Here is a 26,683-nt window from a genome sequence, read left to right as displayed (position 1 = left end):
TTGATTTGCTTGATGGCGCAAGTTTGTTTGTCGTTTGGTTAACCTACTGACACTGATTCCAGGATGTTTAGTGCAGAATGTAGCCTGCTTACCCCAATGATAAGCAGGCCACAATCGATTTAGAAGAGTTTTCGTTTCTTTTGTCATAGCGAATCGTTGTGCTGATATCACTATGTCCAGCCATCATCCGAACGGTATTCAAATCAACGTCCTCTTCCAGTAGTCGCGTTATAAAGGTCCTACGTAGGTCATGAGGTGAAAAGGGGGGAATGTTGGCTTGTTTCCGAAAGTTTTGTAGGAGGTGTGTAATCCCGTTAGGTGTGAGCGGCAGCATAGATAAGTGCTGACCTTTGAGGATCCGCACAAATAGTGGTCCAGGTTTGTTTGTACGAATAGCCAACCAGGCTTGAATAGCTTCAGTAGCTTGCCGGTTAACATAAACGATACGTTGTTTCCGGCCTTTACCGCTTGCCACTAACAATCGTCCGGTCTGTAAATCAATATCCGCAATGGTTAATGTGCAGAGTTCCGAGCAACGTAAGCCCGCGCTAAGTGCTGTCAGTAACAACGCCTTATTGCGAATGCCGCTGGGCTCTGAATGCTTCTCACAGGCTCTAATAAGCGCTTTTACCTCTTTAGCGGAAAGTACTCGTCCCTGGCGTTTTTGCGCATTACCTTTAACAGGCTTTACCGCTTTGATTCGAGCTAACCTATCAGCATTAATCAGCTCAAGGTTAAACGCTGTCTGCATTACCCCTTTGAGCGCTGAAATCGACATGTTGATGGTATTGATGGCGTAATCGGCTTGAAGCATTGCACTTCTAATCATCATGGCTTTGGCGTAGGAAAATGATGGCCAATCGAAGTCCTCAGCTTTACCTGGGTAACTGAGTAATTTGGTGCATGTATTCAGGAGTGAGGCCATTGAGCGACGTCCTGTTGGAGACAGAGTTTGTAAGTAGAGATGGTAGGGAGACGTTTGGATTGACGGGGAGGGGATGAGCTTAAGTTGTGCATTAGGCATAAATAACCTCCTAAGGGGTAAGGTTTTCAATGGGGTTAAAGCATGCACGAACGGAAATAACTGTTGTTAATACACATTAATCACAGCTATTCCGCTCGATGAATTTATTGAGTTCAGAGCTATAAGCCAGCTCAGAGTAAGCCGCGTTCGGCAAAGCTGGTGATCCTGGTACCACCGATGATGAAATGGTCGAGCACACGAATGTCGACGACCTTTAAGGCTTCAACAATTTTAGTTGTGATCTGCTTATCCGCTTCACTGGGCTCAGGGTGACCACTGGGATGGTTGTGTGCCAATATGACCGCAGCGGCGTTATGCTCAAGCGCTATCTTTACGATTTCTCGTGGATACACAGCGGCACTGTCGATAGTACCTTGAAAGATCACTTCACAGTGCAATAGACCGTGTTGGCTGTCCAGTAGCAGCAAAGCAAACTGCTCGCGTTCACTTCTGGCTAGGGAGGCTTGTAAATAAGCACGGGTAGCGTTGGGGTTAGTAAAATAGTGACTGCGTTTAAATTGGTCCTCAAGAATTACCTGGGCCCATTGAAGAACCTGAGATTCCGAGACGCCAACGGGTAAACGCGGCATGGGAATAGTGTGATGGTTGTGCAGCATAAAGTTCACCTGAATAATAGAGGGCAGGGACGCGCATTCAGCGCGTAACCCTGACAAAATGATTAATGTTGAGTGTTGTGGTTAAGCGACTAACGCTAAGGCGTTGTCAAAGGCGAGATTTTTAAGCTTCGCACCCTGACCAAACCAGGCCGAGTTGAGGCGATTGTCATTAGAATGAGCGCGCTGCTCATGATCCACAAACTGTGTCACGGCATTGAGAAGGCCGAATGCCGTGTTATGGGCTGAGGATAATTCAGCCCCTTTTCCATGACCTTGATAGAGCTTGAGTATACTGGCCATATTGCGGTCTCGGGTTTTCGCAGATACCGTAGTGGTGTGGTTATCAAAAAGCGTTGTCAGGAACTTAGATACTCCTCGTGAGGTCATCTTGCGTTCAGACAGGGCTTTCATTTGATAACTAAACTCGTCCCAGCCAGATACTGACAGACCGAGTTTTTGTTTTACCTCAGTGGCATCAAATTGAGTGCTGTGCGGTACCTTCACTGCACCACGATTATCGCGCGTTGCAATGGCCAGGGTGTTATTACACACCACGCGGACACTGGTAAATTGTGCCGTTGTGGCCATCGTGCCATCGCAAGCTGTGGCGAGCAGGACATATCCATGAACGGTATCTTTACCCTTCACATGAGTTGTTTGCCCAGTCTTAGCCAATGCCCATAGTTTTCTTCCGCCCTTTAAAACGCCAGCGGTTTCCATCTCAAAGCCGAATTGTTCGGTTAAGTCACGGTAAAATTCCATGATGGCTTTGGGCTGTACTACCTGATAGCGTTGACTAACAACAGACAAAGGGGAGTGAGTATCAGAGCGATACAAAACCTTATATCCCTGCGCCTCTCTTGTTAAGGGTAAGCGCAACGTGGGAGAGCCTGGTAGTGCATTGCAATCAAACAAAACAGGTGCTTCGTTAATTTGCCAGTCCATGCCAGCGGCGATTATCCATTCATCTAAGGGCCGGTTTGCCGGTATTAGGTGACCAAGTCCATGCCAGGGCGTTTCACCCGTGTAGGCCATATTTTCAACTAAATGTGCCATGATAGTTTCCTTGGATGTTATTGAGAGGTGGTCGAGAGAGGATGAAACTCATCGTCGTCATCTGAAGGTGTTGAGTGTTCATAAATGTACTCATTGCCCTTGCTTGCAGTACTGTCACTAAAGGTGTGTTTACAATCCAGGCATTTGTAGTTGTTAAGAATCTTGTCATCAATCATTGAGCCGAGTTGCGTGCCTGTGCTACCGCCCAACATGGCACCACTTATCCCGGCAATGATGAGGCCAGCTGTGCCGCCGATAACAATGCCTGGAGGACCAAAGAAGCGACCAACCGTGGTACCTACCCGAATGCCTTGCATGGCAAGGTGCGCTCCAGCAAGACTCCCAAGTGTGCCGCAGGTTGAACGGCCATAGTTTCGAACGCCAACTCGTGAAGAGCGGCAATTTGGACAAAGTAAAGTCATATCAAACCTCATTAAAGTGCATAAAAAAGACGCGCAGGATGGCGCGTCTATGAGGTGATATAGGTTTTCAAAATTATTGAAATGTATTCACAGTGAAGGTGAATAGAAAAACAATAGTTAAATATGTTGGATGTGATATGTTTATTGCCCTGTCTTAGTGCAAAGGAATATGTAGATGTCTAAGTCTCTCGTTACAAAAATGGACAAATTGGCTCGTACTCGCCTGTCTAAACACTTTTTTCTTCGCGACTTCCTGTACTCAGAAACTGCTGTAGTTAACGGTATAAATAACATTCCTGACGACTTATCATTGGCGGTTGAGGCTGGTTCAAACTTATGTGAAAAGGTACTTGAGCCCATTCAGGATGCTTGGGGCCGTATTCATATCCGCTCTGCCTTCAGGAGTTGTGAGGTAAATCAGCTGGGGAATGAACTCGGCGCTAATTGTGCGTCGAATGAACGAAACTTTGCCGGTCATATATGGGACCGCAGAGACGAACACGGCTTTATGGGCGCAACAGCCTGTATCGTGATCCCTGCGTATTTGGAGTATTACGAAAAAACGGGAGATTGGGCATCGTTAGCCTGGTGGATACATGCAAATATCTCAGGTTACGCCAGTATGACCTTTTTCCCTCCGCTATGTGCTTTTAATATCTCTTGGTATGAAGACGCAAAACGAACAAAAAATATTAGCACCTACGTTGTTGACCCTAGAACAGGGCATCGAAAGGCGATATTAAAAGACGGTATAGAAAGCGAATATTACAGGTCCATGCTGCCGTCAGTACGTTACGCGGCTTGCGAGTCAATATTACTGAACAATAGATAGTCATTATGCCAAGAGACTACACGAAATATCAGTTTGAAGGCACAACATACTCTAAAAACCGTTTGGTGTTAGAGGTGATAAAAGAATACTTAAAGCGGCATCAAGCGACCTTGCCAGCTTTACAAACAGCGTTTCCCAAAGAGCTTCAAGGAAGTGCTGGTGTCTTTTGTACTTATGAAGAATTCAACACCAAGAAACAGCAATCCAGAGATGTCGAAAAACGCTACTTTTCTGCAGAAAATGAACGGCTCGTTACTCACGACGAAAAGGAAATAGTAGTATCTAATCAGTGGGGGTTAGAAAACACCAAGCGGTTTATCGCACATGCAGCTTCACTAGGGTTAGATATTCAGCCGCAAGTAGCAACGTTAACGAATGAAGAGATTATTCAGCAGTTCGTGCATAAGCCAGCATTCGCCCGAAGTTATCAAACATGGCCAGACGAAACCTTAAATGCCTTTTGCGACATTATTCGCTTGGCAAATAGTAGTGAATTGGATGTCTTTATCGTAAAAATGGATGCTGGTAATGCATTTCGGATAGGAAGGCGTGAACAGGGCGATTTCAAAGCAAAATCAGTCTTTGCCACTTTTGACCCGGTAGCCAACAAAATAAATTTTGAGCAGCGATTTGGGTATAAAGAGAATTACTTAAAAGAAGAACTTAGCCCGACTACTTTTAATCGGTTAAGCGAAAAGTCTGATCTACAGCAGTTTAACCTCGATTATCCAATAACAAGAGAGCCATATTGGCCCACTGACTATATAGATAGTGATAATACTGTTATGAATGCAAGAATATGGAAAGTCTCCCACAGTCCAATTTCATTTAAAGAAGAAACGCTAAAGTGGCTTACTGATAATAGCCTCCTCGCGGTGCATCAAAATACTGGTAATGGTAGTGCAAACTGTTTTCGCACAATAGAAACCGGAGATATTGTAAACCTTGGGCATGGTAACACTGTTTACCGGTTGGTTAGAGTGACTTCAGACATTGAATATATTTCTGGCTCTGAGTTGGATAATCAATGGATGATGCGCCGGTATGAAACTATAAAGAGTTTGGAGCAACCGGTTAAATATACTTACGAAGATAAGTACAAACGGTGGTCGCCGCGCTATAACGGCACATCATGGGAAGTTCCCGTTAAAGAGTATTCGTTGTTTGAGCAGGATATCTTAAGACGGTATTACGATTTAACGTTATCTGATTTGGGTATTGAAATGGAACATGCTAGCGATGAAACGCAAGAACCTACTGCTTCGAGCCAACACTTGGACATGCCTTTAAACCAGATCTTATTTGGTCCGCCTGGCACCGGCAAAACCTATCGAACAATAGAGTTAGCAGTCCGAGCCGCTGAGCCTGACTTTACGCCTCACGGGCATAACCGAGATTTACAGCGTCAGTCCTTTAAAGACAAATACGATGAATTGGTTTCGCAAGAACGCATTCGCTTTGTAACATTTCACCAAAGCTATGGGTACGAAGAGTTTGTTGAAGGCCTCAGTGCTAAAACTGAGGGAGATCAGATCAGTTATTACGAAAAAGACGGTGTTTTTAAAGCCATTTGCGATGACGCCAAAAAATACCGTGTAGCGAATAGCACATCAGCTGTTGCAGAGTTTGAAGCGCGATGGCAACAATTTTCAGAAAAATTAGCCGAGTCGGAAGCTGGCATACGGGTAGACACCCTGAGTGGAAAAACTTTTTTCACGATAACGGATGTGAACAACAACACCATTCGATTCGATAAGAGCCAGGGGAACTCGGTTCACACGATGACAGTTAAAACGCTAAAAGCAGCGTATAACAAAGAGAAGGTAATTAATGGGGGATTGCAGCCCTATTATGGAGCGCTGATAAAATACCTTTCTGAGCTCTCAGTTGAATCTGTTGAAGGTAAAAGTAAGCGCAAAAACTTTGTTTTGGTTATCGATGAAATCAATCGTGGTAATATTTCCAAAGTCTTTGGTGAGTTAATAACCTTAATTGAGCCGTCAAAGCGACTTGGCAGCGATGAGCATATTGAAGTAACGTTACCTTATTCTGGCTATCCTTTCTCTGTACCCGACAACTTGTACTTGATTGGCACAATGAATACTGCAGACAGATCGTTGGCGTTAATGGATACTGCCCTGAGGCGTCGATTTGATTTCATAGAAATGATGCCCGATACCAGTGTTCTGGAAGATGAAGCAGGCAATGCCTATTCAATCTTGGTTGATGGCAAACGGATCGATTTAGTAAAGCTTTTGAGAACACTTAACGAGCGTATAGCTGCGCTTTACGATAGAGAGCATACCCTCGGGCATGCTTTCTTTATGCCTGTGATTAACGCGATAAAGTTAAATGATCACGTTAGTGCATTAGCTGAGCTTGGAAAGACATTCCAGAATAAAATTATCCCGTTACTTGCTGAGTACTTCTTCGAAGACTGGCAGAAAATTCGTTTAGTGCTGGCTGATAACCAAAAAGAGCAAATGGGCATCGAACCCATTATTCCAAGGCAGCCGGTTAACTACCATAATTTGTTTGGCAACACAGAAGAATTTGGTGAGTTTGACGATCAGCTTTATGAATATCAGCTAACCCCTGTTGGAGCACCAATATGGGATGAAGTGGAAACTTACACCGCAATGTATTCTAGTAATCAGGATGCAGGGTAATTTAGCGTGGCGTTTGTAAAGTCAAATCAGAAACGGCATAGCCTGACGGTGTTTGAATACGGTTTGATTAGTGCCAGTGATAAGGCAAACACAGTTGCTCGTGTACAAAAGGTATCTTGCCAGGCTTTTGAATATTTAAAAAAGATCTGCTTAAGCGATGAAGTTGATTCTGCTTACTTAAAACTAAAAGTCGCCAATGGCATGGAAGTTTTGCAAATGCAAAACTACGCAGGAGTAATCATTTGCCCAGACGGTACTCAGATAGAAGTATTACCCAAAATCGCAAAAGTGGATGCGAATGCCGACAATGCTGAAGAGGCACGACTGTCACTATTAATGATGCTGAAAACCTTAAAGCGCTTTCGCCATATCGAAACCGAAGTCGCCAGTATTAAAAAACAAAAAATGCCTTTGCTAGAGGTCTTTATCGCCCAATTCTTGCGTTCGGTGAACCTCCTTGTCAAAAAAGGCATTAAAAATGACTATGTTCGTGAACAGAATAATAATGCTTTTTTGAAAGGCAAGTTACTGCATAGTCATCAGCTTAAGCATAACTTTGTGAACCGGCATCGGTTTTATGTGGAATATGATGCGTACCAAGCGGATCAGCCTGCCAATAGGTTGATTCGCTCTGCGCTTCAAGCAGTATCAAAGTGGGCGGTAGTCAGTAAAAATAAAAAACTTGTGCAAGAACTTTCTTTTGCTTTTGAAGCAGTGCCATTCAGCTGCGACTATCATAGTGACTTCTCCGCGATTAAATTGCACCGGGGCATGCAGCATTACGATGTACCTCTTAAATGGGCAAGACTGATTCTGGAAGGTTTTTCACCGCAGTCGATGACAGGCAGGCATGACGCTTATTCATTGCTATTTCCCATGGAAGCAGTGTTTGAAAGTTTCGTTGCTAAATACCTGGCTAAACATGTTCCAAAATCAGCAGAACTCACTAGCCAGGTACAAAGAGAATCATTGGTAAGTTATGGTGCACGGCAATATTTCCGCTTAAAACCGGATTTGTATCTAAAAAGGCCTGGTGAAACGGCAACAATCATGGATACGAAATGGAAGCTAATCGATCAAAGCAAAAGCTCAGGTTCTGATAAGTTTGGTTTATCGCAAAGTGATTTTTATCAAATGCTAGGATACGGGTATAAGTACCTCAACAGTGAAGGATTGTTGATCCTTATTTACCCGCGAACCGAGTCATTCAATGCGCCATTGGAGCATTATTTTTCTTACGACACAGAGCATAAGTTAAGGCTGAAAGTGGTGCCTTTCGACGTAAGGCCAAACTGTAATGAACGTATTGCATTTAATGAACTGGGATTTATTTGAGTTCTGTTGTGGCAATTTTGGGGCGATAAAAGATCATTTGTGTTGTGCCTTTACCTTTCTGTTTCGTCATTTCAAATATGGAAGATAAACCGGCGACCACACCGGTAAATTTAGCCGAACCATAAGTGCGTGGATCAAAGTCTGGTTTAGCTCGTTTGAGAAAACTACCAGCAGGACCAACGTTCACCCAACCATCATCATTCTGATATAGCTCCCATGCTTTTAAAAGTGCAGGGATCAGTTCTTCCGCACCATTGGTAGTAACCACGTTATCTGCCTTTGGTGTATCGCTATTCGATACCGGCTCAGCACCTAAGTTTTCGGTGAAGATGAAGTCATCACAGGCATTCCGAAACGATACCGGTGTTTTCTTTTCTCCCACACCAAACACAAATTTTTCCGATTCACGTAATCGTGAGGCCAGCTTGGTAAAGTCACTGTCACTGGAAACCAATGCAAAAGCATCAATACGGTCAGAGTAGAGTAGGTCCATGGCATCAATGATCATTGATGCATCGGTGGAGTTCTTACCGGTGGTATAGGCAAACTGTTGAATAGGCTGGATCGCCAGTTCATTAAGCGGCTTCTTCCAGTTCTTTAAAGTCTCAGCAGACCAATCACCATAAGCCCGTTTTATGAGTACATGGCCGTGCGCTGATATCTCATCCAGTATGGGCGATAGCTTGGCTAACTGTGCATTGTCCGCATCAAATAGTACGGCTACCTTCTTATGAACATCCAGGTCTTTCATCTCTATCCTTACTTATTCGGTGTAACGGCATTTCGGAAAGTTAGAACACCCCAAGAATGCATTTCCGGCATTAGGGCCGCGTTTCGCCGTCCTTTTTACTAACTCACCAGAACATTTTGGGCATACCTTGGTTTTTTCAATAGTGACCTTTGGTGAAACCTGCACACCGTTTACCAAAGCTAATAGTTTTGGACCATCAATCAACTCGATAGGTTTGCCTGCTGCAAAGTCGATAGCTTGTTGGGTAAAGGTGCCAGAACTAATGATAATAAAGTGATTAGACTGATGTGCAGTCAGCACACCAAACATTTCCCGCACCACATTCACGCCGACCTTTTGCGTTTTCCACTGTTTGCATTGCACCAAGGTAAGCAGGCCATCTTTTCGGAGTTCTAAATCAATACCGCCGTCGGCACCATAACCACCTTCAGTTACCCGATAACCTTGCCTGCGATAGGCTTCGGCCACCAACTCTTCAAAGTTACGCCAGTGCAAATCACGCACGGTTTGTATATTACGCTGGGTATCCAGTTGTTTGGCCTTATGACGAGCATTCAAAAACGCAAAGGGTGCGGTAAGCAATATCATGCCAGCAATATAAGGGGCAGGGATCACAAAGGCCTTAAATACCATGGCGGTGATTTGGTTTTCCGTTTGAATAGATGGCAACACATGCGCCATCATCACATAGGCCGTGGCGGATACCAATACCGACACCCACCAAGGTAATTCTACCAGCAGGTCAATAAAAGTGGTTTTATTTCTTGGCATTTACGAACATCCTTGTTTTCACTGCCTAAAGTGTACTCAAATGCTATTAGGGGTAGGGTATATATCTTTATCGTGTAGTATTAAGCTAAAGTATCTCACTACAATAAAAATTTAAGCGTGTTCCGCAAAGCAAGGAGGCGATGAATGGACGTGTACATCGGAATTGTAGCCTGCGCAAAGGATAAGTACTTACTGCACTTAATACATACACTTTACAACCATATTAAAATAAACCACACTGGACTAAAGTTTAATATCGACAGCAGGGACGATGCTCGAATCTATTAGTTTTGCTCAAAAACAACGACTTGCCTATATCGACTTTTGCCTATTGTTTAAAGGCTCGATTTACCGCCAGGACTTGATCAATCGGTTTAAGGTTGGCCTCTCTGCAGGTTCGCGAGATTTTAGTATTTACAAAGAGCTTGCGCCAAACAATCTTACATACGATTCACGGGAAAAACGCTACTGTCAAACACCAGAGTTTAAGCCTGTATTTGAGCAAGATGCCAGCCGAACACTAACTAAGCTTGCTAACGACATTTCCGACGGATTTGATGCCATTGGTGATATCCATTTTCCGGTAGAAGCACCGTCCAGTTTAAACATCCCTGATATTTTTATTGTGGCAAGGCTGGTTCAAGCCATCCTCAATAATAAAGCCGTAAGTGTTATTTATACCTCACTTTCAAGCGGCTCTGGCGCCAGAGAATTAGTACCACATTCCATTGTGGATAATGGCCTTCGTTGGCATGTACGAGCATATGACCGGAAAAGCCATAGCTTCCGAGACTTCGTATTAACGCGGATAAGTAAAGTAACGATAAAAGAAACGCCAATAGCAGAAGAAAGCGCAGAGGCCGATTTAGAATGGCAAAGTCTGATCCCACTCCAGCTCATACCTCATCCTATAAACGTTGAGTACTCTACAGCGATTGAGATGGATTACGGTATGGAAAATAAACAACTGTTGATAAATGTTAGAGCAGCGATGGCTGGATATTTATTGAGACGTTGGAACGTAGACTGTTCCGAAAGGGGAACGATGAAAGGAGCTGGGTATCAGCTTTGGTTACAAAATCGATTAACCCTGAATGATGTTCAGAATTTAACTATAGCACCAGGTTTTAAATGATGAGCCAAGAAGTTGATAGTTTAGCAAGTTCAATTGTTTATGAGCTCGAAAAGTCCGGAAGCTTGAAAGCTAAAGACATTGCACAACGGTTGAAACAAGACAAAACAACTATCAACAGATACTTGTATAACACACTTGCAGACTTTGTAGAGCAAGCATCTGATTACTCGTGGCAACTCAAAAATACAAAAATAGGTCAAGGAGTCGAAAACATGGATCATTCACAGGAAAGTGGGATAAACGAAAATTTCGCATTCGACGCGCTTCAATCGATTAGAAATCGGTTGCTTGATCTAACGAGTCGTAATCGTCTTTTGAACTTTCGCTATGGCAAATCTGGCTTTGTAAGGGTTATTGACGAAATGCCAGATCAACTTGCCGTTAATATCTTGGAAGGAAGAGAGTTTACCTTTATTCCTGTAGACGAACCAACTAGGGATGAATTGATTAAAAATGGTTATATCCAGATTAAAGAGGACGGTCAGGAAGTAAGAATCAAGCAAAATCCAAGTGCTAAAGAGTGGGCAAAAATAAAAGGATTGAATACGTCTTACGAACTCCCAAAAAGTGAAAATAAAAAAGACTCTAAACACGATGACGATAACATTCAGTCGCTACTGTTCCCCAGAGAGCTTGAGGCGCAGCTACGTACCATTCGTTCGAAAGCTAACACAGCCATAGAGGAAACAGGTGCCAATATTCTCTATCTTGCTTTTGGTTTTTTAGAATGGTTTGAAGATGATAATTCCAGCGTTGCCCGGCAAGCGCCCCTTTTTCTGATCCCTGTCAAGGTAGATAAAGCATCGCTTAATAAGGAACTGGGGACATATACATATACGATAGAGCATACCGGTGAAGATATTATTTCGAACCTGTCACTCCGGGAAAAACTCAAACATGATTTTCATTTGGAGTTGCCAGAGGTCGAAGAAGATGTGATGCCTGAGGCGTACTTATCTCTTGTCGAAAAGCAGCTTATAAAACACAAATCGGCCTGGTCAGTAAAACGCCACGCTACGCTTTCAATGTTCGATTTTGGCAAGCTCCTTATGTATCTGGATCTTGATCCTTCGCGGTGGCCTCAGGGCGCTAACAACATTCAAAATCACGCCATTCTCCAACAATTTTTTGCTAAAGAAGGTAAAGAAGGAGAGTCGTCAGATTTTTCTAGTTTTGGAACAGAGTATCCCATAGACACTCTAAAGGACGTTCACCAGTTGTACCCACTGATTGACGATGCCGATAGTTCACAGCATAGTGCGTTGGTTGATGCTATTAAGGGAAAGAACTTGGTGATCGAGGGGCCGCCAGGTTCCGGTAAATCTCAGACGATTACAAACCTTATTGCCGCTGCAATAGCACAAGGGAAAAAAGTCCTCTTTGTTGCAGAAAAAATGGCTGCATTGCAAGTTGTGCAATCTCGACTAGCAAGAGCAGGTTTAGGCGATTTCTGTCTTGAGCTGCATAGCAATAAGACACAAAAGAAGCAGGTATATGAAGATCTCAAACGGCGTATAGACCATCAAGAAGCCTATCGTTATCCCTCGTCCATTGATCTCGATATTCAAATGTACGAGGAGAAAAAGGAAAAATTAAGTCAGTATGCGGAACTGATTAATACGACTTGGAAAAAGTCAGGGAAGACAATTCATCAAATATTCACCGCAGCGACCAGATACCGAGAAGAGTTCAGCGAATTAAAGCTAGACGATATCAAGCCTTCGAAATTCGACGGCTCAAAATTTAACGAACTCGATGGGCGTCGCACCGCAGATGAGTTAAGAAAGTACGCAGATATCTACACAGAAGTCAGAACTCAGGTTGGATCCAACTCTCAACTGAGTGAGCACCCGTGGTTTGGCGTTTACGATACGAGCATCCAGATATTTGATTGTGACGAAATTTGTGAACTCCTTGAGCACTTCGACAATGCAATATATTCCGCGGTAGTCAGTATTGGGAAAGTGAGTGAAGTAATTGATGCGCAATTGCCGGAGACAAGAAGCTGTTTAGCGGCTCTCGCGAGTGACTTTGAATCTCTCCCTGCTTTACAAGGTTGCGAGGACTTTACCGCCCTTAAAACCCTCTCAAATAAAAAAGAGCAAAGGCTCTTGGCTTATATCGAGCTTTACGAATCCGGCCGTAAATTGCACCGAGACATTGAGCAAGTTTTCGAACCAGAAGCTTGTCTGAATAATTTAAGTGTTAATAAGCTGAGTGAAGCTTTAGATGATGTAAAAGGTAATTTGTTTTCAGAGCATCTAAAGCCAACTGATATTTATCAGCATCTTTTGCAGGTAAAAGCTTACAAGGACTTAGCATTTGCAATCAATGAAGATGTCGAAACAGTAGTAGAGCAAGCTCCAAAGCTTGAAGGACAATTTAATCCTACAATAGCGGGTTTTTCTGGGTTTCAGGCATTTCTAAATCATATTGCATCTCTGGAGCCATCTTTGGTTAATCGAAGAGACGATATATTTGATAGCGATCAGCTTGATTCATTATTAGATGAGCTCGACGATTTGCTTGGTAGAATGAGGCCTTTAAAAGCGGAAATTGAAACCTCGTTTAAAATTAATGATGCCCCTTCAGCTAACGAACTGAAGGAGCTGCAGAAGGTTTTAGAAGACAAAAGCATGTTTCGATGGTTTAAAGGCGAATGGAGAGCTGCAAAGTCAAAGTTAGTTAGCTTTTCTGTGTCACTCAAGCCAAAGGTCAATGAGCTTGTATCAATTTTACCTAAGCTAATTGAGTATAAGAATTACAGCCGCTCTTTAGCAGATAATAAGTTCAGTAATCATCTGAGACACGAATTCCAACGAATTGATACTCCTCTACACGAAATCAAGCAGCTTCGGGCATGGTACCGGAATGTTCGAGAGAGTTATGGCGTAGGCTTTGGTAAAAAAGTTGCGGTGGCGAACTCTTTATTTAATATGAGCGATTCTACGTTTAAAGGGGTTCAGCACCTTTCTAAGACTAAGTCGCTACCTTCCTTGGTTGAGTTTTTTAATCTTTCTTCACAGTTGCAAAGAATATTCAACGCCCCGGTTTTCAATGACAAAACTTACAACTTAACTTCTGAAGGTGGAATTGAGGCATTTAGCAATTCTCTAGATAAGTCTACGCGAGTTCTACAGTCATCATGCAAAATTGAGATGGCGATTGGAGAGTTAACTGAAGAAGTTAATAAACTGCGACAGTTCATTGATTTTGATAGTGAAATAGCGAGCGAGAGCCTGGCTGCAGAACTATTTGGTGAAGCAGGCACTCTTTCTCCCAGAAAAGATTGCAACCAAGCCAAGCAAGTGATGGAAGCCACGCTGACACTATTTTGTAAGCTGGTAAACTTGCAGACAAATAGCCTTAAGAACTACCTGATGGGTAATTTGACTCCACAGTCTATGACCTCTGTACGTGAAGCGCTCAATCAACTAGCGGAAACTGAAGTTGCCTTAAAAGATTCTTTTGTGGCATTTAAGGAGCGTGTAGAACTCGATGAGTCAGCGTGGTTTCAGGTGGCTGAAGATGATTTAAGCCGCTGGAGAATGAAGAATGCCAAGGCTCTGTCTCAGCCAAGGTGGTTGAGCACCTGGGTTGATTTCATTCGAATTCGAGAAGCATTGATTGAAACTGGGTTAGAAAATCTCTTGTTAAGCACTGAAAGAGGTAAAATCAACCTGGAGTCGATAGAGAACATTTACCTTTATGCGGTTTTTGACAGCCTTTCGCGTGAAATAATCAAAGAGAAAAAAGAGCTCGCATACTTCTCGGGAGCTGAGCAAAATGCGATCCGTAAACAATTCGGTGAATACGATGCAAAGCTAAAAAAGCTGCAACAAGAAAAGATTGCTTTCCAGGTTGCTCAGAAGGGAATTAATCAGACACTAACCGGCGTCTCAAGTGGCAAAGTTTCACATTACACCGAGATGGGCCTTATCAATAATGAAGTAAATAAAAAAACACGACACGTACCGATTCGTCAGTTAATTAAGCGAGCTGGCACTTCTCTCTCAGCGTTGAAACCTTGCTTTATGATGGGGCCTCATTCAGTCGCCCAATATCTCGAACCTGGTCAGATAGAATTTGACCTCATCGTAATGGATGAAGCATCTCAGATTAAACCGGAAGATGCCCTCGGGACAGTTGCCCGAGGTAAGCAACTTGTTGTCGTTGGGGATCCTAAACAATTACCTCCAACTAGCTTTTTTGATAAGGCAGTGGAGAACGACGATGATGACACAACCGCAATAGAGCAGTCAGAAAGTATTCTCGATGTGTCGTTCCCGATGTTTAATGCTCGTCGTCTAAGATGGCACTACCGTTCGCGACATGAGAGTTTGATTGCATTCTCTAATCAAGAGTTTTATGACAGTAATCTGGTCGTCTTTCCCTCGCCTTCAAATAAGAGTAATGAATTTGGTATTAAGTTTACTTATGTCAAAACTGGCCGTTTTGTGAATCAGCATAACATCGAGGAGGCGAAGGTCATTGCGGAAGCTGTAAGACGACATCTTCTCAAAAGCTCACATGAGTCTCTGGGTGTTGTTGCTATGAGTTCAAAACAGCGTGAGCAAATTGAGCGCTGTGTAGAAGAATTATCTAAAGATGACATTCAGTTCAGAGATGCGCTTGCAGAGAATGCGGGAAGTGATGAACCATTTTTCCTTAAAAACCTCGAGAATGTTCAGGGTGACGAAAGGGATGTGATTTTTATTTCTTGTACATACGGGCCTCAGGAAGCTGGTGCAGCACAGATGCCACAGAGATTTGGCCCTATAAACTCAGCAGCAGGCGGACGACGCTTAAACGTTTTGTTCACACGCTCTAAAAAGCGCATGCATGTTTTTAGCTCAATGACAGAAGGTCATATAGTGGCGAGCGAAAGCTCTAGTCCTGGTGTTCATGCGTTGAAAAGCTTTTTGAATTTTGCTCAGACAGGTAAACTACCTCAAATGAAACTCACAGGGAAAGAGCCTGATAGTGATTTTGAAATTGCTGTGATGAATGCGTTGAAGTTAGAAGGTTTTGAATGCGTTCCTCAGGTCGGAGTGGCAGGGTATTTTATTGACCTAGCAGTAAGGGATCCTGGTCAGCCAGGTCGATATATCATGGGCATTGAGTGTGACGGCGCAACATATCACTCTGCAAAGTCAGCCCGGGATAGAGACAGACTGCGACAGTCTGTGCTTGAGAGCCTTGGCTGGAATATCAAGAGAATATGGTCAACAGACTGGTTTAAAAATCCACAGGCGCAAATTAAACCGATAGTCGAATTACTTCATCAATTAAAAGCAGATGTTTCTGAAGAGATAGATGCGGACGACGAGCTATTGCAAATTGAGCAAGATATTAATCGGGAAGTTGAGCTGTTAAATGAACTCGATAAATTGAGCGATGTAGATGGGAGTCTTGAATCGAAACTCAAAATGTTCGAGTCGCAGATTATCGCAAAATCGGGAATACAGGTTCCACACGGGAGTAGCATACTGAGACCTGCAATGATAGATGCGCTCTGCGAGTTTAAGCCGGTGACTAAAAGTGCGTTCTTAGAAGATATTCCGCCTTACCTACGAAAAGGAACAGCAAAAGACCATGGCGTATTCCTTGATAAGGTTTTGGCCCTTATCGCTGAAAGTGAAGAAGAATCATTGGAAGACTCTGTTTAACATTGACTCTCAATAAATACTAAGAAAATCGTCAGCCATCGTTACCGATGGCTTTCATGTTTTATCCTAAAAGTAAGTTTAAATGACATTAATAAAACTAAAAGATTTAGAAGCACACCTATGGCACGCAGCCCACATAATAACAGGCCCCATCGATGCTTCAGACTATAAAACCTATATTTTCCCGATCCTCTTTTTTAAACGTATATGTGATGTATACGACGAAGAATTTGAAGAAGCAATGAAACAGGTGGGTGATGCAGAGCTTGCCCGAGCAGATATGTTTCACCGGATTCAAATACCAGTCTCATTTCACTGGAAGCAAGTCTTTGCCAATACAAAAGACATAGGACAGGGATTGAAGGATGCTTTCAGGGGGATAGAGTTAGCTAATCCTCAATTGCACGGTATTTTCGGTGATGCAAGTTGGACCAATAAAGAAAGGCTCTCTGATGAGCTTCTATCAACACTTCTCAATCATTTCAATAAAGTAAATCTTGGCATCTCCAGTGTTCGTGATGATGACATGGGCCGGGCTTATGAATACTTGATTAAGCGCTTCGCTGATAAAGTCAATAAAAAAGCGGGTGAGTTCTATACACCACGTACTATCGTTAGATTGATGGTAAATATTTTGGACCCTAAAGCAGGAGAGAGCGTTTACGATCCTGCATGTGGTACCGGCGGTATGTTGCTCGAAACTATCCATCACGTTAAAGAAAATGGTGGCGATCCGCGCTTACTGAAAATTAAAGGCCAGGAAAAGAACCTCACTACCGAAGCTATTGCTCGAATGAATCTGTTCCTTCACGGACAAGAAGATTTTGAGATAGTACGCGGCGATACGCTGCGAGAGCCCAAGTTTATTCAAAACGACCGTCTCGAAACATTTGATTGTGTAATCGCAAACCCGCCGTTTAGCTTAAAAGAATGGGGTTATGATCTTTGGGCTAACGACCCTTATGGACGAAAGCAATATGGTTTAGCTCCTAAAACAAACGGTGACTTTGCCTGGGTGCAACATATGTTCGCCTCATTAAATGATAAAGGCCGCATGGCTGTAGTCCTGCCTCATGGCGTTTTATTTAGGGGCGGTGCAGAAGGCAAGATCCGTGAACAGCTTTTAAAAGAAAACCGCATCGAAGCAATCATCGGTGTAGCCGCAAACCTATTTTATGGCACAGGTATTCCAGCCTGTATTTTGATGTTACGCAAATCGCGTCCCGCCAGACATCAAGATCATGTACTTATCATCAATGCGGAAGAAATTTTCACCAAGGGACGTGCGCAGAATACCCTTTCAAATGACCAAGCGGACGAGATTTATAAAATCTATCAACATCAAGAATCCGAAGGTCCTGTAGCAAATGAAGTTGAAGGTGTTGCGCGCTGGGTGCAATTGAGTGAAATAGAAGAAAACGACTACAACCTTAATATTGCTCGATATGTTCAAAAGCCCCTCGAGGAAGAAACCATAACCGTTGAAGAGGCATTGGCTGATTTTCATAGCAAGCTTACTGCGCTGGAAAAAGCAGAAGATGAATTGGAAGCTCTGCTGAGAAAAGAAGGGTTTGAATTGTGAGTACAATGAATAAGAAAAAGTTAGAAGATTTACTCTGGGGCGCAGCTGAATTCTTGCGAGGCCAAATTGATGCTTCAGACTATAAGCAGTACATTTTTCCACTATTGTTTTATAAGCGTCTGTCGGATGTGTATTTGGAAGAATACACAGAGGCCTTGGAGGTCCATGAAGGTGATGCAGAATACGCTGGCATGCCCATGTTTCACCGTTTTGATATCCCACAGGAAGCACGCTGGGAAAAGGTGCGCCATACCAGCAAAAACATTGGCGAAGCCATTCAAAACGCGCTGCGTTTAATTGAAGCCAATAATCCGCGTTTACATGGCGTGTTTGGTGACGCCCAGTGGACCAACAAAGAGCGGTTACCCGATCACCTGCTATCCGATCTGATTGAACATTTCAGTAAAATCCCGCTGGGGATTAAATCGGTTGCGCAGGATGACTTGGGTGAGGCTTACGAATACCTAATCAAAAAATTCGCCGACGACTCTGGGCACACCGCCGCCGAGTTTTATACGAACCGTACAGTCGTGCATCTAATGACGCGCATTATGGGATTAAAACCCGGTGAAACGGCTTATGATCCAACCTGTGGCACCGGTGGCATGTTACTCAATGCAGTAATGGATTTACGCTCTCAGGGCAAAGAATGGAGATCAGTGCATCTCTATGGCCAAGAAGTAAACCTGCTCACTTCGGCGATAGCTCGAATGAATATGTTCCTGCACGACATTGAAGAATTCGATGTGATGCGCGGCGACACCTTGGCGGAACCCAAGTTTATTGAAAACGACCAGCTCAAGCAGTTTGATGTGATATTCGCAAACCCGCCGTATTCGATTAAAAAATGGAACCGTGATAAGTTTGCAGCTGACCCTTACGGACGAAACCTCTACGGCGTTCCGCCGCAGGGCTGCGCCGACTATGCGTTTTACACTCATATCATCAAAAGTTTAAAACCAGACACTGGCCGTGCCGCCATGCTCTGGCCACATGGCGTTCTGTTCCGTGATTCCGAGCAAAGCATCCGTAAACAAGTGATTGAGTCAGGCATTATCGAAGCGGTGATTGGTCTTGGACCAAACCTGTTTTACAACTCGCCGATGGAATCCTGCGTGGTGGTGCTCAATTGCAATAAATCCGCCGAGCGTAAAAACAAAGTGCTGTTTATCAATGGCGTGGAACACGTTACCCGCGAACGCGCCCACAGCCGCTTATCGGATGAGGATTTATCCGTGTTATGCGAGGCTTACTTCGAGCCCGAAAAACAAAGCGACATCACCGCCTTAGTCGATATAGAAACCATCAAAGAGAACCTCTACAACCTGTCGATTCCGCTGTATGTACAGGCACAAATCAATGGTGAAGTTCACGATATTGAACATGCTATCGAGGCATGGAAGGTTAGCCGGGTGCAATTACAGAAACAAACAAATAAATTATTCCAAAGCCTTGCTGACTTGGGATTAGAGACTGAAGTTAGCAAGGTGGAGCAGTAAATGACTGAGCAACAATTACCTGAGGGCTGGCAAATCGTTAAGTTTGGCGATATCGCCAAACATATCTCCAAACGTGTTGAGCCCAGTGAGACCGAACTTGAAATCTATGTCGGGCTGGAGCATTTGGACCCAGACAGCTTGAAAATAAAGCGCCATGGGGTTCCAAGCGATGTTGAAGGTCAAAAACTTCTGGTTAAGAAAGGACAAATTATTTTTGGCAAGCGACGCGCATATCAGCGCAAAGTGGCCGTGGCAGACTGGGATTGTATTTGCTCTGCACATGCTATGGTACTTGAGGCGAATCAAAAAAGTGTAATGTCTGAACTTCTTCCATTTTTTATACAGTCGGATGTGTTTATGAATAGGGCTGTAGCTATTTCAGAGGGCTCACTATCTCCTACGATAAAATGGAAGGTTTTAGCTGAACAAAAATTTTTATTCCCGAACTTAGAGCAACAGCCAAGACTGTTAACTTTATTAAAAAGAGCGGAAAGAGCACTGACATCATCAGAATCTATAGTCAAACAACTTTTAGAAACCAAGACAGCTGCAGCATACGCCTTAATGCTTGAGGGAAATTGGTACAGAGAATTATTTGGTCAAGATCGGGCTTCTATACCTGAAGGATGGAAGTTGTTAACTGTGGGAGATGTTCTCAATGATACTCAATATGGGCTGTCGGAATCCCTGGAAGCTCATGGTAGTTACCCAGTACTTAGAATGATGAATATTACTAATGGTTACGTAGACCCTAATGATTTGAAGTATCTCGACTGGTCCAAGGAAGAGGCAGACAAGTACACTCTAAATTATGGCGATATTGTCTTTAATAGAACCAACAGTATGGAATGGGTTGGAAGGACAGGAATATTTGAACTAGATGGAGACTATCTGTTTGCTTCATATTTAATCCGTTTGGTGGCAAATGAGAAGAAGCTTACTCCTTATTATTTAACTCAATACTTAAACCTTCCCCTAATTCAATACCGGCTAAAGGCTTTTGCTACACCTGGTGTTAGCCAAGCAAATATCAACCCAGGCAGTTTAAAAAGTATGCCTATTTTGGTCCCGTCATTAAAGAGGGTGAAAGAAATCGAGAAAGTGCTTCGCGAGTTTGACAATGAGTTGAATGTAGCCAAAAAACATCATCAGAGAATGCTTCAGTTAATGGAAAGTATCAAATCAAAATATTTTGAACAGGTAGCTTAATGTTTAACGAACAAACCGTCACAGAAAATGGAATTATTGACCGCTTAAAAGGCTTAAGCGGCGTAAAGTGGACTTACTGCCACGGTGAGAACCTGCCCAAACAAGCGCAGGATATCTTCGTTGATGAGTGGCTGAAAGATGCGTTGTGTTCGTTAAACCCTGATATCGCCAAGCAGCCGGATTACGCCGATGAAGTGATTTACAAGCTGCGTGGTGTGGTGCTGGAAGCGCGTCATACCGGCTTGGTAAAAGCCAATGAAAATTTTCACGAGTGGTTAATGGCCGAAAAGACCTTACCCTTTGGTGAGAATGGCGACCACATCACCATCAACCTGATTGATTTCGACAAACTCGAAAACAACCACTTTGTGGTATCACAACAGGTGCACTATATCGCGGCCACCGAAGTCTATTTTGATATTGTGCTCTATGTGAATGGTATTCCTTTGGTGGTGGGCGAAGTGAAAACCGCTACCCGCCCGAGTGTGACCTGGCAAGACGGCGCCGCCGATTTTATGGGCGGTAAAAAGCACTACTGGAAGAACGTTGAACCCTATTTTGTGCCCAACCTGCTCTGTTTTGCTAGTGAAGGTAAAACTTTTGCTTATGGCGCCATCAATGCCCGGGTAAAAGATTGGGGTCCATGGCACAATACCGACCTGCGCGATGACATTTTGCCCGGCTTGGCATCGGTGCTGGACAGCTGTGATGGCTTGTTAAACCCGCAAACCTTATTGCAGTTGCTGGAATCTTTCGCGCTGTTTTCAACGATTAAAACCGGTAAAAACACGCCACCCAAGCGCATTAAAATTCTGCCCCGTTACCCACAGTTTGAAGCGGCCAAGCAGATTGTTGATCGTGTCCGCAAAGGCTACCCGAAAAAAGGCTTGATATGGCATTTCCAGGGCTCGGGTAAATCCCTATTGATGCTCTATGCTGCAAAGATGCTTCGTGCGGATAATGAGCTCAAGAACCCCACAGTTTTGGTAGTTGTTGACCGGAGAGACCTGGATAGCCAGATAAACGAAACATTTGGCGGGGCAGACGTCAAAAACCTAATTAAGGTACAGAGTTGTCGAAAGCTAGGTGAGCATATTGAACAAGACAGCCGCGGTATTTTGATTACAACTATCTTTAAATTTAAAGATGTGGAAATCGATGAAACCAATCCAGAAGGATTAAACAGCCGGGAAAATATCATTGTTTTGGTTGATGAAGCGCACCGCACTCAAGAAGGAGGCTTAGGCGAGAAAATGCGCTGGGCGTTACCAAACGCGCATTTCTATGGCCTAACCGGTACACCTATTTCAGGAATAGATCGAAATACATTTAAGCTGTTTGGGGCAGAAGAAGATCCCGGCCGCTATATGAACCGCTACAGCTATAAGCAGTCGATTCGCGACGGTGCCACAAACCCTGTAAAGTTTGAGCCTCGATTGGCAGAGCTTCGAGTCGATCGCGAAGCTATCGACAGAGAGTTTGAAGAATTAGTCAGGGAAAATCGTCTCGACGATGAGGAAAAAGCGGCACTTTCAAAGCGCGCAGGTAAGCTAGCCCTAATGCTTAAAGCACCTAAACGCATGGCCGCCGTCAGCAATGATATTGCTGAACATTTTACCAGCCACGTAAAGCCGAAAAAGATGAAAGGCATGGTGGTGGTGTACGACCGCGATGCCTGCGTGCAGATGTACTACTTGCTGGGTGAAAAGCTCGGCTTTGATGCCGTTGAAGTGGTGATGAACGTCGACCAGGCGCCTGTAAAAGCGCTTGAAGGTGACAAAAAGGATAAGGTAAATAAGGACTGGCGAAAGTGGCATGATGAATTAGAGTTGCCAGTCAAGCAAAGTGACTTTGAAAGATGGCAGCACATTGATGCCGAAGAGCAAACTCAGAAAAATCTTATCGAAAGTTACAAGGATCCAAAGCATCCACTTCAGTTGATTATTGTTACTGCGAAATTACTAACCGGTTTTGATGCGCCAATATGTTATTGCATGTATCTAGATAAGCCCCTTCGTGATCATACGCTTTTGCAAGCAATGTGCAGAACGAACCGTTTATATGAGACTAATGAAACCAGAAAAGATATGGGCCTTATCATTGATTACCTGGGTGTCTTTGAAAACTTACGGACAGCATTGGCGTACAACCCTGATGAAATAGATGGTGTTGTGGAAGGCATCGAAGCCTTTAAAGAACTTTTACCGAGCCAGCTTGAAAGGTGTTTAGCTTTCTTCCCAAATGTTGATCGAACCTTAGAAGGGTTTGAAGGAATAATGGCTGCACAAGAATGCTTACCCACCAATGAAAAACGTGATGAATTCGCTCAAAGTTTTGGGGTTCTTTCAAAGCTCTGGTCTGCAATTAGTCCTGATGTTTTCTTAAACCCTTATCGAAAAGATTATAAATGGCTTGCCCAGGTTTATGAGTCAGTGCGCCCGGTTGGACAAACAGGAGCTTTAGTGTGGGCTGCGCTGGGTCCTGAAACCGTTAAAATGATCCATGAGCACACAGATATTAACTGTATTCGGGATGATATCGATGAGCTTGTCATGGACGAACATGCCATTTTCACACTGACTGAGAAGGAACAAGAGCAAAGAGCTAAGCGAATTGAAATCGATCTGATGGGCCGTTTACGAGGCAGTGACGATCCTAAATTCGTAGAACTTGGCGAACGACTCGAAAAACTTCGACAAGATTATGAATCTGGCGTAATCAAAGCAATAGATTGGTTAAAAGGCCTTTTGGACACTGCTAAGGACACAGTGCAAGCAGAGCGTGAGACCGGTGAAAAGGTTGTCACGGAAGAAGATAACAAACAGGCATTAACAAAACTATTCTCAGAAACGCGCCCCGAAACAACACCAAAGCTAATCGGTGATGTGGTAGGGCAAATCGATAAAATCGTAAAAGCGACACGGTTCGAAGGCTGGCAAAACTCTAATAGTGGACCCAGGGAAATACAGAAGGCGCTAATGTTAACCCTTGCTCAATTTGGTTTGGGTAGAGATAAAGAGCTGTTTAATAAAGCATACGGATATATAGAAGAGCATTATTAAGAATCTAATGACGCGAAGTTTTTTTAATCTTTCAAAAGCGATAGAACAAAACAGGGATGTATAACATGAGTCATAAGTCAGCCGAGCCACCTGAGCTAATCATACTCTTAAAAACAGTTATTAGTGGTCTACTCATCTTTTTAGCGTTGAGGATCGGTTATTCGTCAGGGGTAAGCCTCATCCCCTTTGTTACTTCGCTTAACCCCACTCTTGTCTTACTTGTAATTTCTATTTTGCTTGTGATCCCATTTGCATATTCAGTAAGGCGTGGTGCAATAAGAGATTCATTTTTACTGTTACAGAGTAAGCGTTTTGACCTTTTGATATTTTTGGCAATTGGCACTCTTATAGGAGTTAACCTTTCGAGTTTCGTTAAGCCTATTTATCAATTTATAGAAACGGTTGATAAAATTTGGGTTTTGCTCGGAATATCGATGGTTTTGACAGCAATGACGCCCGTAGTTTTGAGGAAGGGAAGAAGAGAGAACAGTGCACGAAAAGATACGCCTCTCGCTATTGATGAGGAAGTAAGTACCGAAGAGCAGGATGTATTGGATGTGGCTGAGCATGCAAAGGCATTCGCTGAGAGTGTTATTGAGGCTGGAAAAGTTTCCGGGCTTGTATTTGGCGTTGATGGACCATGGGGAGTAGGTAAGACAAGTTTCATCAACATAGCAACACAATTATGGAAAGAAAAAGAAGAGTTTATTGTTGTACGTTTTGAGCCCTTGCGATATGCCAATGAAGAGGACTTAACAGATAGGCTTATTAGCGAAGTGACAATGGAAATTCAGCAATCAGTTTTTGCGCCCGAATTTCAGAGAGTAGCTAATAGATACTCGAAACTCCTTAAAGGAAAAGCTGAGCTTTCTTTTTTCGGTATCAAATTAACATTTCAACCGGGAAGCGAGAAAGTTGAGGATTTGATTGCAGATATCGATGCAGTCCTCGAGAGGATTGATAGAAGACTAATAATAGTGATTGACGATTTAGACCGTCTTGATGCTAAAGCAATTAACAATGTTTTATTTGCAACAAGAAGAACTCTTAAGCTGGCGAACGCATCATACGTGCTTAGCTACGATACAGAATTACTGGTAGGTGAAGATAGCAATATCGTAAATTCGAGGGAGTTCTTAGAAAAGTTTGTCACCATAAAAACCAGCTTATTCGTCAACTCCGCAGCATTAGTTGAGTTCTTAAAAAATGGGTGGCAGAGTGAATCTAGTCAATTAACATTTGTGCCAGCAGAAGTACTTGAGAAATTAGGCGAACTTCTTTCAAAGCTTGCCTCACTATTATCGGGTGATATGGCGCCTCAATATCTGCCATTGGTTGGCAATTTGAGAAAAGTGAAGCGCATTATTAACGCGATGGTTTCAATGCGCCTTGAAAGAACGAGGCTAGCCGAAACCGACTTTGACCCCGGTGATTTAATCAATTTAGTTCTGTTACATCTTAATTACCCGGGTGTGTTCAGAAAGATTTATTCTGAGGAAACGTCAGGGAATCGAGGGTTATTTAGTTTAAGAAGTGATTCAGTAAAGAATGATAGCTTTATAAATCATGAGGATTTCGAAAATTATTTGACCAGTCTTGAAGAACATCTTCCTTCCGCTTATTTCTTAGTGCAGGAGTTGTTTGATGTAAATAGGTTGGAGCATGGCAGTCCTTCCAATATTGATGTCGAAACAAGACGTTCAAGGGCATGCTTTAATTCAGATTACGATCGTAATTTAGAAAGGTACCTTGATTTAATTGTTCGCTTCACAAAGCCAGAACCTCAGGAAACCTACGTTTTTTATAAGAGGAATTTTGAGAAGCTTAAAGGCGGAGAATCAATAGCAAGCATACTTAGTAGCGCCGAATTTAACTCTGTGGACTCTCACGACAAATTTTGGAGAGTAGTTACAAACAATTGTTTCGAACTAGAAAAGAGGCAAGTAGATGAGGTTATAGACTATCTGATAGATCACTTACCTGAATACCCATCGATATCGCTAAATGATAGGCCCCTTAGAATCAGGGCTGTATATACACTAATTCGAATCTTGGACAGAGTTGGTTGGATCTCATCTGACTCTAATAAAAGGAACAATTCTGAAGAAAATGTTGAAGAGATTGCTTGGCGAATATTCGGTGAAAAAACATACGAAAAAAACAGCTTAATTGACAGGCTTAGTGAAAAAGTAAGAGGTGTAATAGGTTGGTACGATTTGGTTTTATTTAGACTGACGTGTTGTGGCGATAGAGCTGGTCAGCTGTATGAAATTTCGAAAGCATTGATATATAACCAAGACAAAACCGCTAGAACCACCGGCGTTGTTAAAGGTTTAACCATTTTAGAAATGAGGAAGCTTTCTCAGGTAATAGCAAAGAAGTTTCAGACAGAAATCATTGAGCAAAAAGTGAATTTTTATGAAGAAGTCGCGAAGCTTACATTCGATGACCTAAAAGGAAAGTTTTTAAAAGAGAATGAAATTGAAAACGCAGATGAGCTGATTCACCGTGAGAAAAGTTTAATTATCTCGTTTGTAATGTATCAATTGGCAAATACAAAGCAGCCAGATGGTTCTGGTATTGGTTTTGGCTATTACGATTTTGATGGAGAGAAAGACAATAATGGCATCTCCGATGTTATTAACAATTACGTCTTTAATTTCTGCTTTGCTCCTGACGTGGAAGAGAAGAATGTTCAATACTTTTTAGACCACTGTTTATCTCATCTAAGCAATTCATTCTTTTCTTATGGCGGGGAAAATAAATACGTTCCGCTAAAAAATGAAATTCCAGGTGGGTTTAGCACTGACTTTTTGGTTAATTATTGGCGCAAAAACAAAGGCGTTGTAAAAGAGTTTGCAAAAAGAAACGGTGACCGACAGGTCATCACTCCAAATTATAGCGCAACATACTCTGATGATTTAGAGTCAGTATTTAGCGTTTTAGATGAACTTGTAAACGAACATTCAGAACTTAACCAAAAGAAACTCGACTCTGACAAGGATAGTTAGATGACAAAAAATAAACGTAAAAGCCGGACAATTTCCATA

16 protein-coding genes are annotated in these 26,683 nt (G+C 43.0%); 10 read left to right on the top strand and 6 right to left on the bottom strand.

The window, feature by feature from the left end; genetic code table 11:
* Window positions 1-88: 88 nt before the first annotated feature.
* The 4 genes from V7R42_RS00510 to V7R42_RS00495 all read right to left on the bottom strand — a co-directional run bounded on the left by V7R42_RS00510 (window position 89) and on the right by V7R42_RS00495 (window position 3,119).
* On the bottom strand, window positions 89-1,024 hold the full coding sequence (locus V7R42_RS00510) for a tyrosine-type recombinase/integrase (RefSeq protein ID WP_334018304.1): 936 nt from the start codon (window positions 1,022-1,024) through the stop codon (window positions 89-91).
* A 131-nt stretch (window positions 1,025-1,155) separates the two neighbouring features.
* Complete coding sequence (locus V7R42_RS00505; RefSeq protein ID WP_334018303.1) at window positions 1,156-1,641, bottom strand: JAB domain-containing protein; 486 nt, start codon at window positions 1,639-1,641, stop codon at window positions 1,156-1,158.
* Between the two features lie 81 nt (window positions 1,642-1,722).
* Window positions 1,723-2,697, bottom strand: coding sequence for a DUF932 domain-containing protein (locus V7R42_RS00500; protein WP_334018302.1), 975 nt, complete (start codon window positions 2,695-2,697; stop codon window positions 1,723-1,725).
* A 17-nt stretch (window positions 2,698-2,714) separates the two neighbouring features.
* A complete protein-coding gene (locus V7R42_RS00495; protein ID WP_334018301.1) occupies window positions 2,715-3,119 on the bottom strand; it encodes a hypothetical protein in 405 nt (134 codons plus the stop codon).
* A 175-nt stretch (window positions 3,120-3,294) separates the two neighbouring features.
* Here V7R42_RS00495 and V7R42_RS00490 point away from each other — a divergent pair, with 175 nt between their 5' ends.
* Genes V7R42_RS00490 through V7R42_RS00480 form a run of 3 tightly spaced genes read left to right on the top strand, consistent with a single transcriptional unit; the run spans window position 3,295 to window position 7,955 of the window.
* Window positions 3,295-3,951 (top strand): hypothetical protein, encoded by a 657-nt coding sequence (locus V7R42_RS00490; protein ID WP_334018300.1) that lies wholly within the window; start codon window positions 3,295-3,297, stop codon window positions 3,949-3,951.
* 5 nt (window positions 3,952-3,956) lie between these two features.
* Window positions 3,957-6,620 carry an McrB family protein gene (locus V7R42_RS00485; RefSeq protein ID WP_334018299.1) on the top strand — a complete coding sequence of 888 codons (2,664 nt, stop codon included), beginning with the start codon at window positions 3,957-3,959 and terminating at the stop codon, window positions 6,618-6,620.
* A 6-nt stretch (window positions 6,621-6,626) separates the two neighbouring features.
* Window positions 6,627-7,955, top strand: a complete 1,329-nt coding sequence (locus tag V7R42_RS00480) for an McrC family protein (RefSeq protein WP_334018298.1) — start codon at window positions 6,627-6,629, stop codon at window positions 7,953-7,955.
* On the opposite strand, the gene V7R42_RS00475 is transcribed toward V7R42_RS00480, so the two are convergent.
* Window positions 7,948-8,706 carry an NYN domain-containing protein gene (locus V7R42_RS00475; RefSeq protein WP_334018297.1) on the bottom strand — a complete coding sequence of 253 codons (759 nt, stop codon included), beginning with the start codon at window positions 8,704-8,706 and terminating at the stop codon, window positions 7,948-7,950. The two genes, V7R42_RS00480 and V7R42_RS00475, sit on opposite strands and share 8 nt — an antisense overlap.
* A gap of 12 nt (window positions 8,707-8,718) precedes the next feature.
* On the bottom strand, window positions 8,719-9,477 hold the full coding sequence (locus V7R42_RS00470) for a DUF2034 domain-containing protein (RefSeq protein WP_334018296.1): 759 nt from the start codon (window positions 9,475-9,477) through the stop codon (window positions 8,719-8,721).
* Between the two features lie 271 nt (window positions 9,478-9,748).
* Between V7R42_RS00470 and V7R42_RS00465 the strand changes: the two genes are divergently transcribed.
* The 7 genes from V7R42_RS00465 (at window position 9,749) to V7R42_RS00435 (ending at window position 26,644) form a co-directional block, all read left to right on the top strand.
* Window positions 9,749-10,612, top strand: a complete 864-nt coding sequence (locus V7R42_RS00465; RefSeq protein WP_334018295.1) for a WYL domain-containing protein — start codon at window positions 9,749-9,751, stop codon at window positions 10,610-10,612.
* Window positions 10,612-16,281, top strand: a complete 5,670-nt coding sequence (gene hhe / locus V7R42_RS00460) for a DUF4011 domain-containing anti-phage protein Hhe (protein ID WP_334018294.1) — start codon at window positions 10,612-10,614, stop codon at window positions 16,279-16,281. Before V7R42_RS00465 ends, hhe begins: the two co-directional genes overlap by 1 nt.
* A gap of 82 nt (window positions 16,282-16,363) precedes the next feature.
* The gene (locus tag V7R42_RS00455) at window positions 16,364-17,863 is read left to right on the top strand and encodes a type I restriction-modification system subunit M (RefSeq protein ID WP_334018293.1); all 1,500 of its coding nucleotides are present in this window, start codon (window positions 16,364-16,366) and stop codon (window positions 17,861-17,863) included.
* A gap of 5 nt (window positions 17,864-17,868) precedes the next feature.
* Window positions 17,869-19,362, top strand: a complete 1,494-nt coding sequence (locus V7R42_RS00450) for a type I restriction-modification system subunit M (RefSeq protein ID WP_334018935.1) — start codon at window positions 17,869-17,871, stop codon at window positions 19,360-19,362.
* Window positions 19,363-20,571, top strand: coding sequence for a restriction endonuclease subunit S (locus V7R42_RS00445; RefSeq protein ID WP_334018292.1), 1,209 nt, complete (start codon window positions 19,363-19,365; stop codon window positions 20,569-20,571). It abuts the gene before it with no gap.
* The gene (locus V7R42_RS00440; protein WP_334018291.1) at window positions 20,571-23,633 is read left to right on the top strand and encodes a type I restriction endonuclease subunit R; all 3,063 of its coding nucleotides are present in this window, start codon (window positions 20,571-20,573) and stop codon (window positions 23,631-23,633) included. The genes V7R42_RS00445 and V7R42_RS00440 overlap by 1 nt, the downstream gene beginning before the upstream one ends.
* A gap of 65 nt (window positions 23,634-23,698) precedes the next feature.
* Window positions 23,699-26,644, top strand: coding sequence for a P-loop NTPase fold protein (locus V7R42_RS00435; RefSeq protein ID WP_334018290.1), 2,946 nt, complete (start codon window positions 23,699-23,701; stop codon window positions 26,642-26,644).
* The last annotated feature ends 39 nt before the right edge of the window (window positions 26,645-26,683 follow it).

It is taken from the genome of Alteromonas sp. S015 (assembly GCF_036864485.1).
Taxonomy (GTDB): domain Bacteria; phylum Pseudomonadota; class Gammaproteobacteria; order Enterobacterales; family Alteromonadaceae; genus Alteromonas.
Note: the sequence above shows the minus strand (reverse complement) of the source record. Positions and strands in the feature narration are given on the sequence as shown.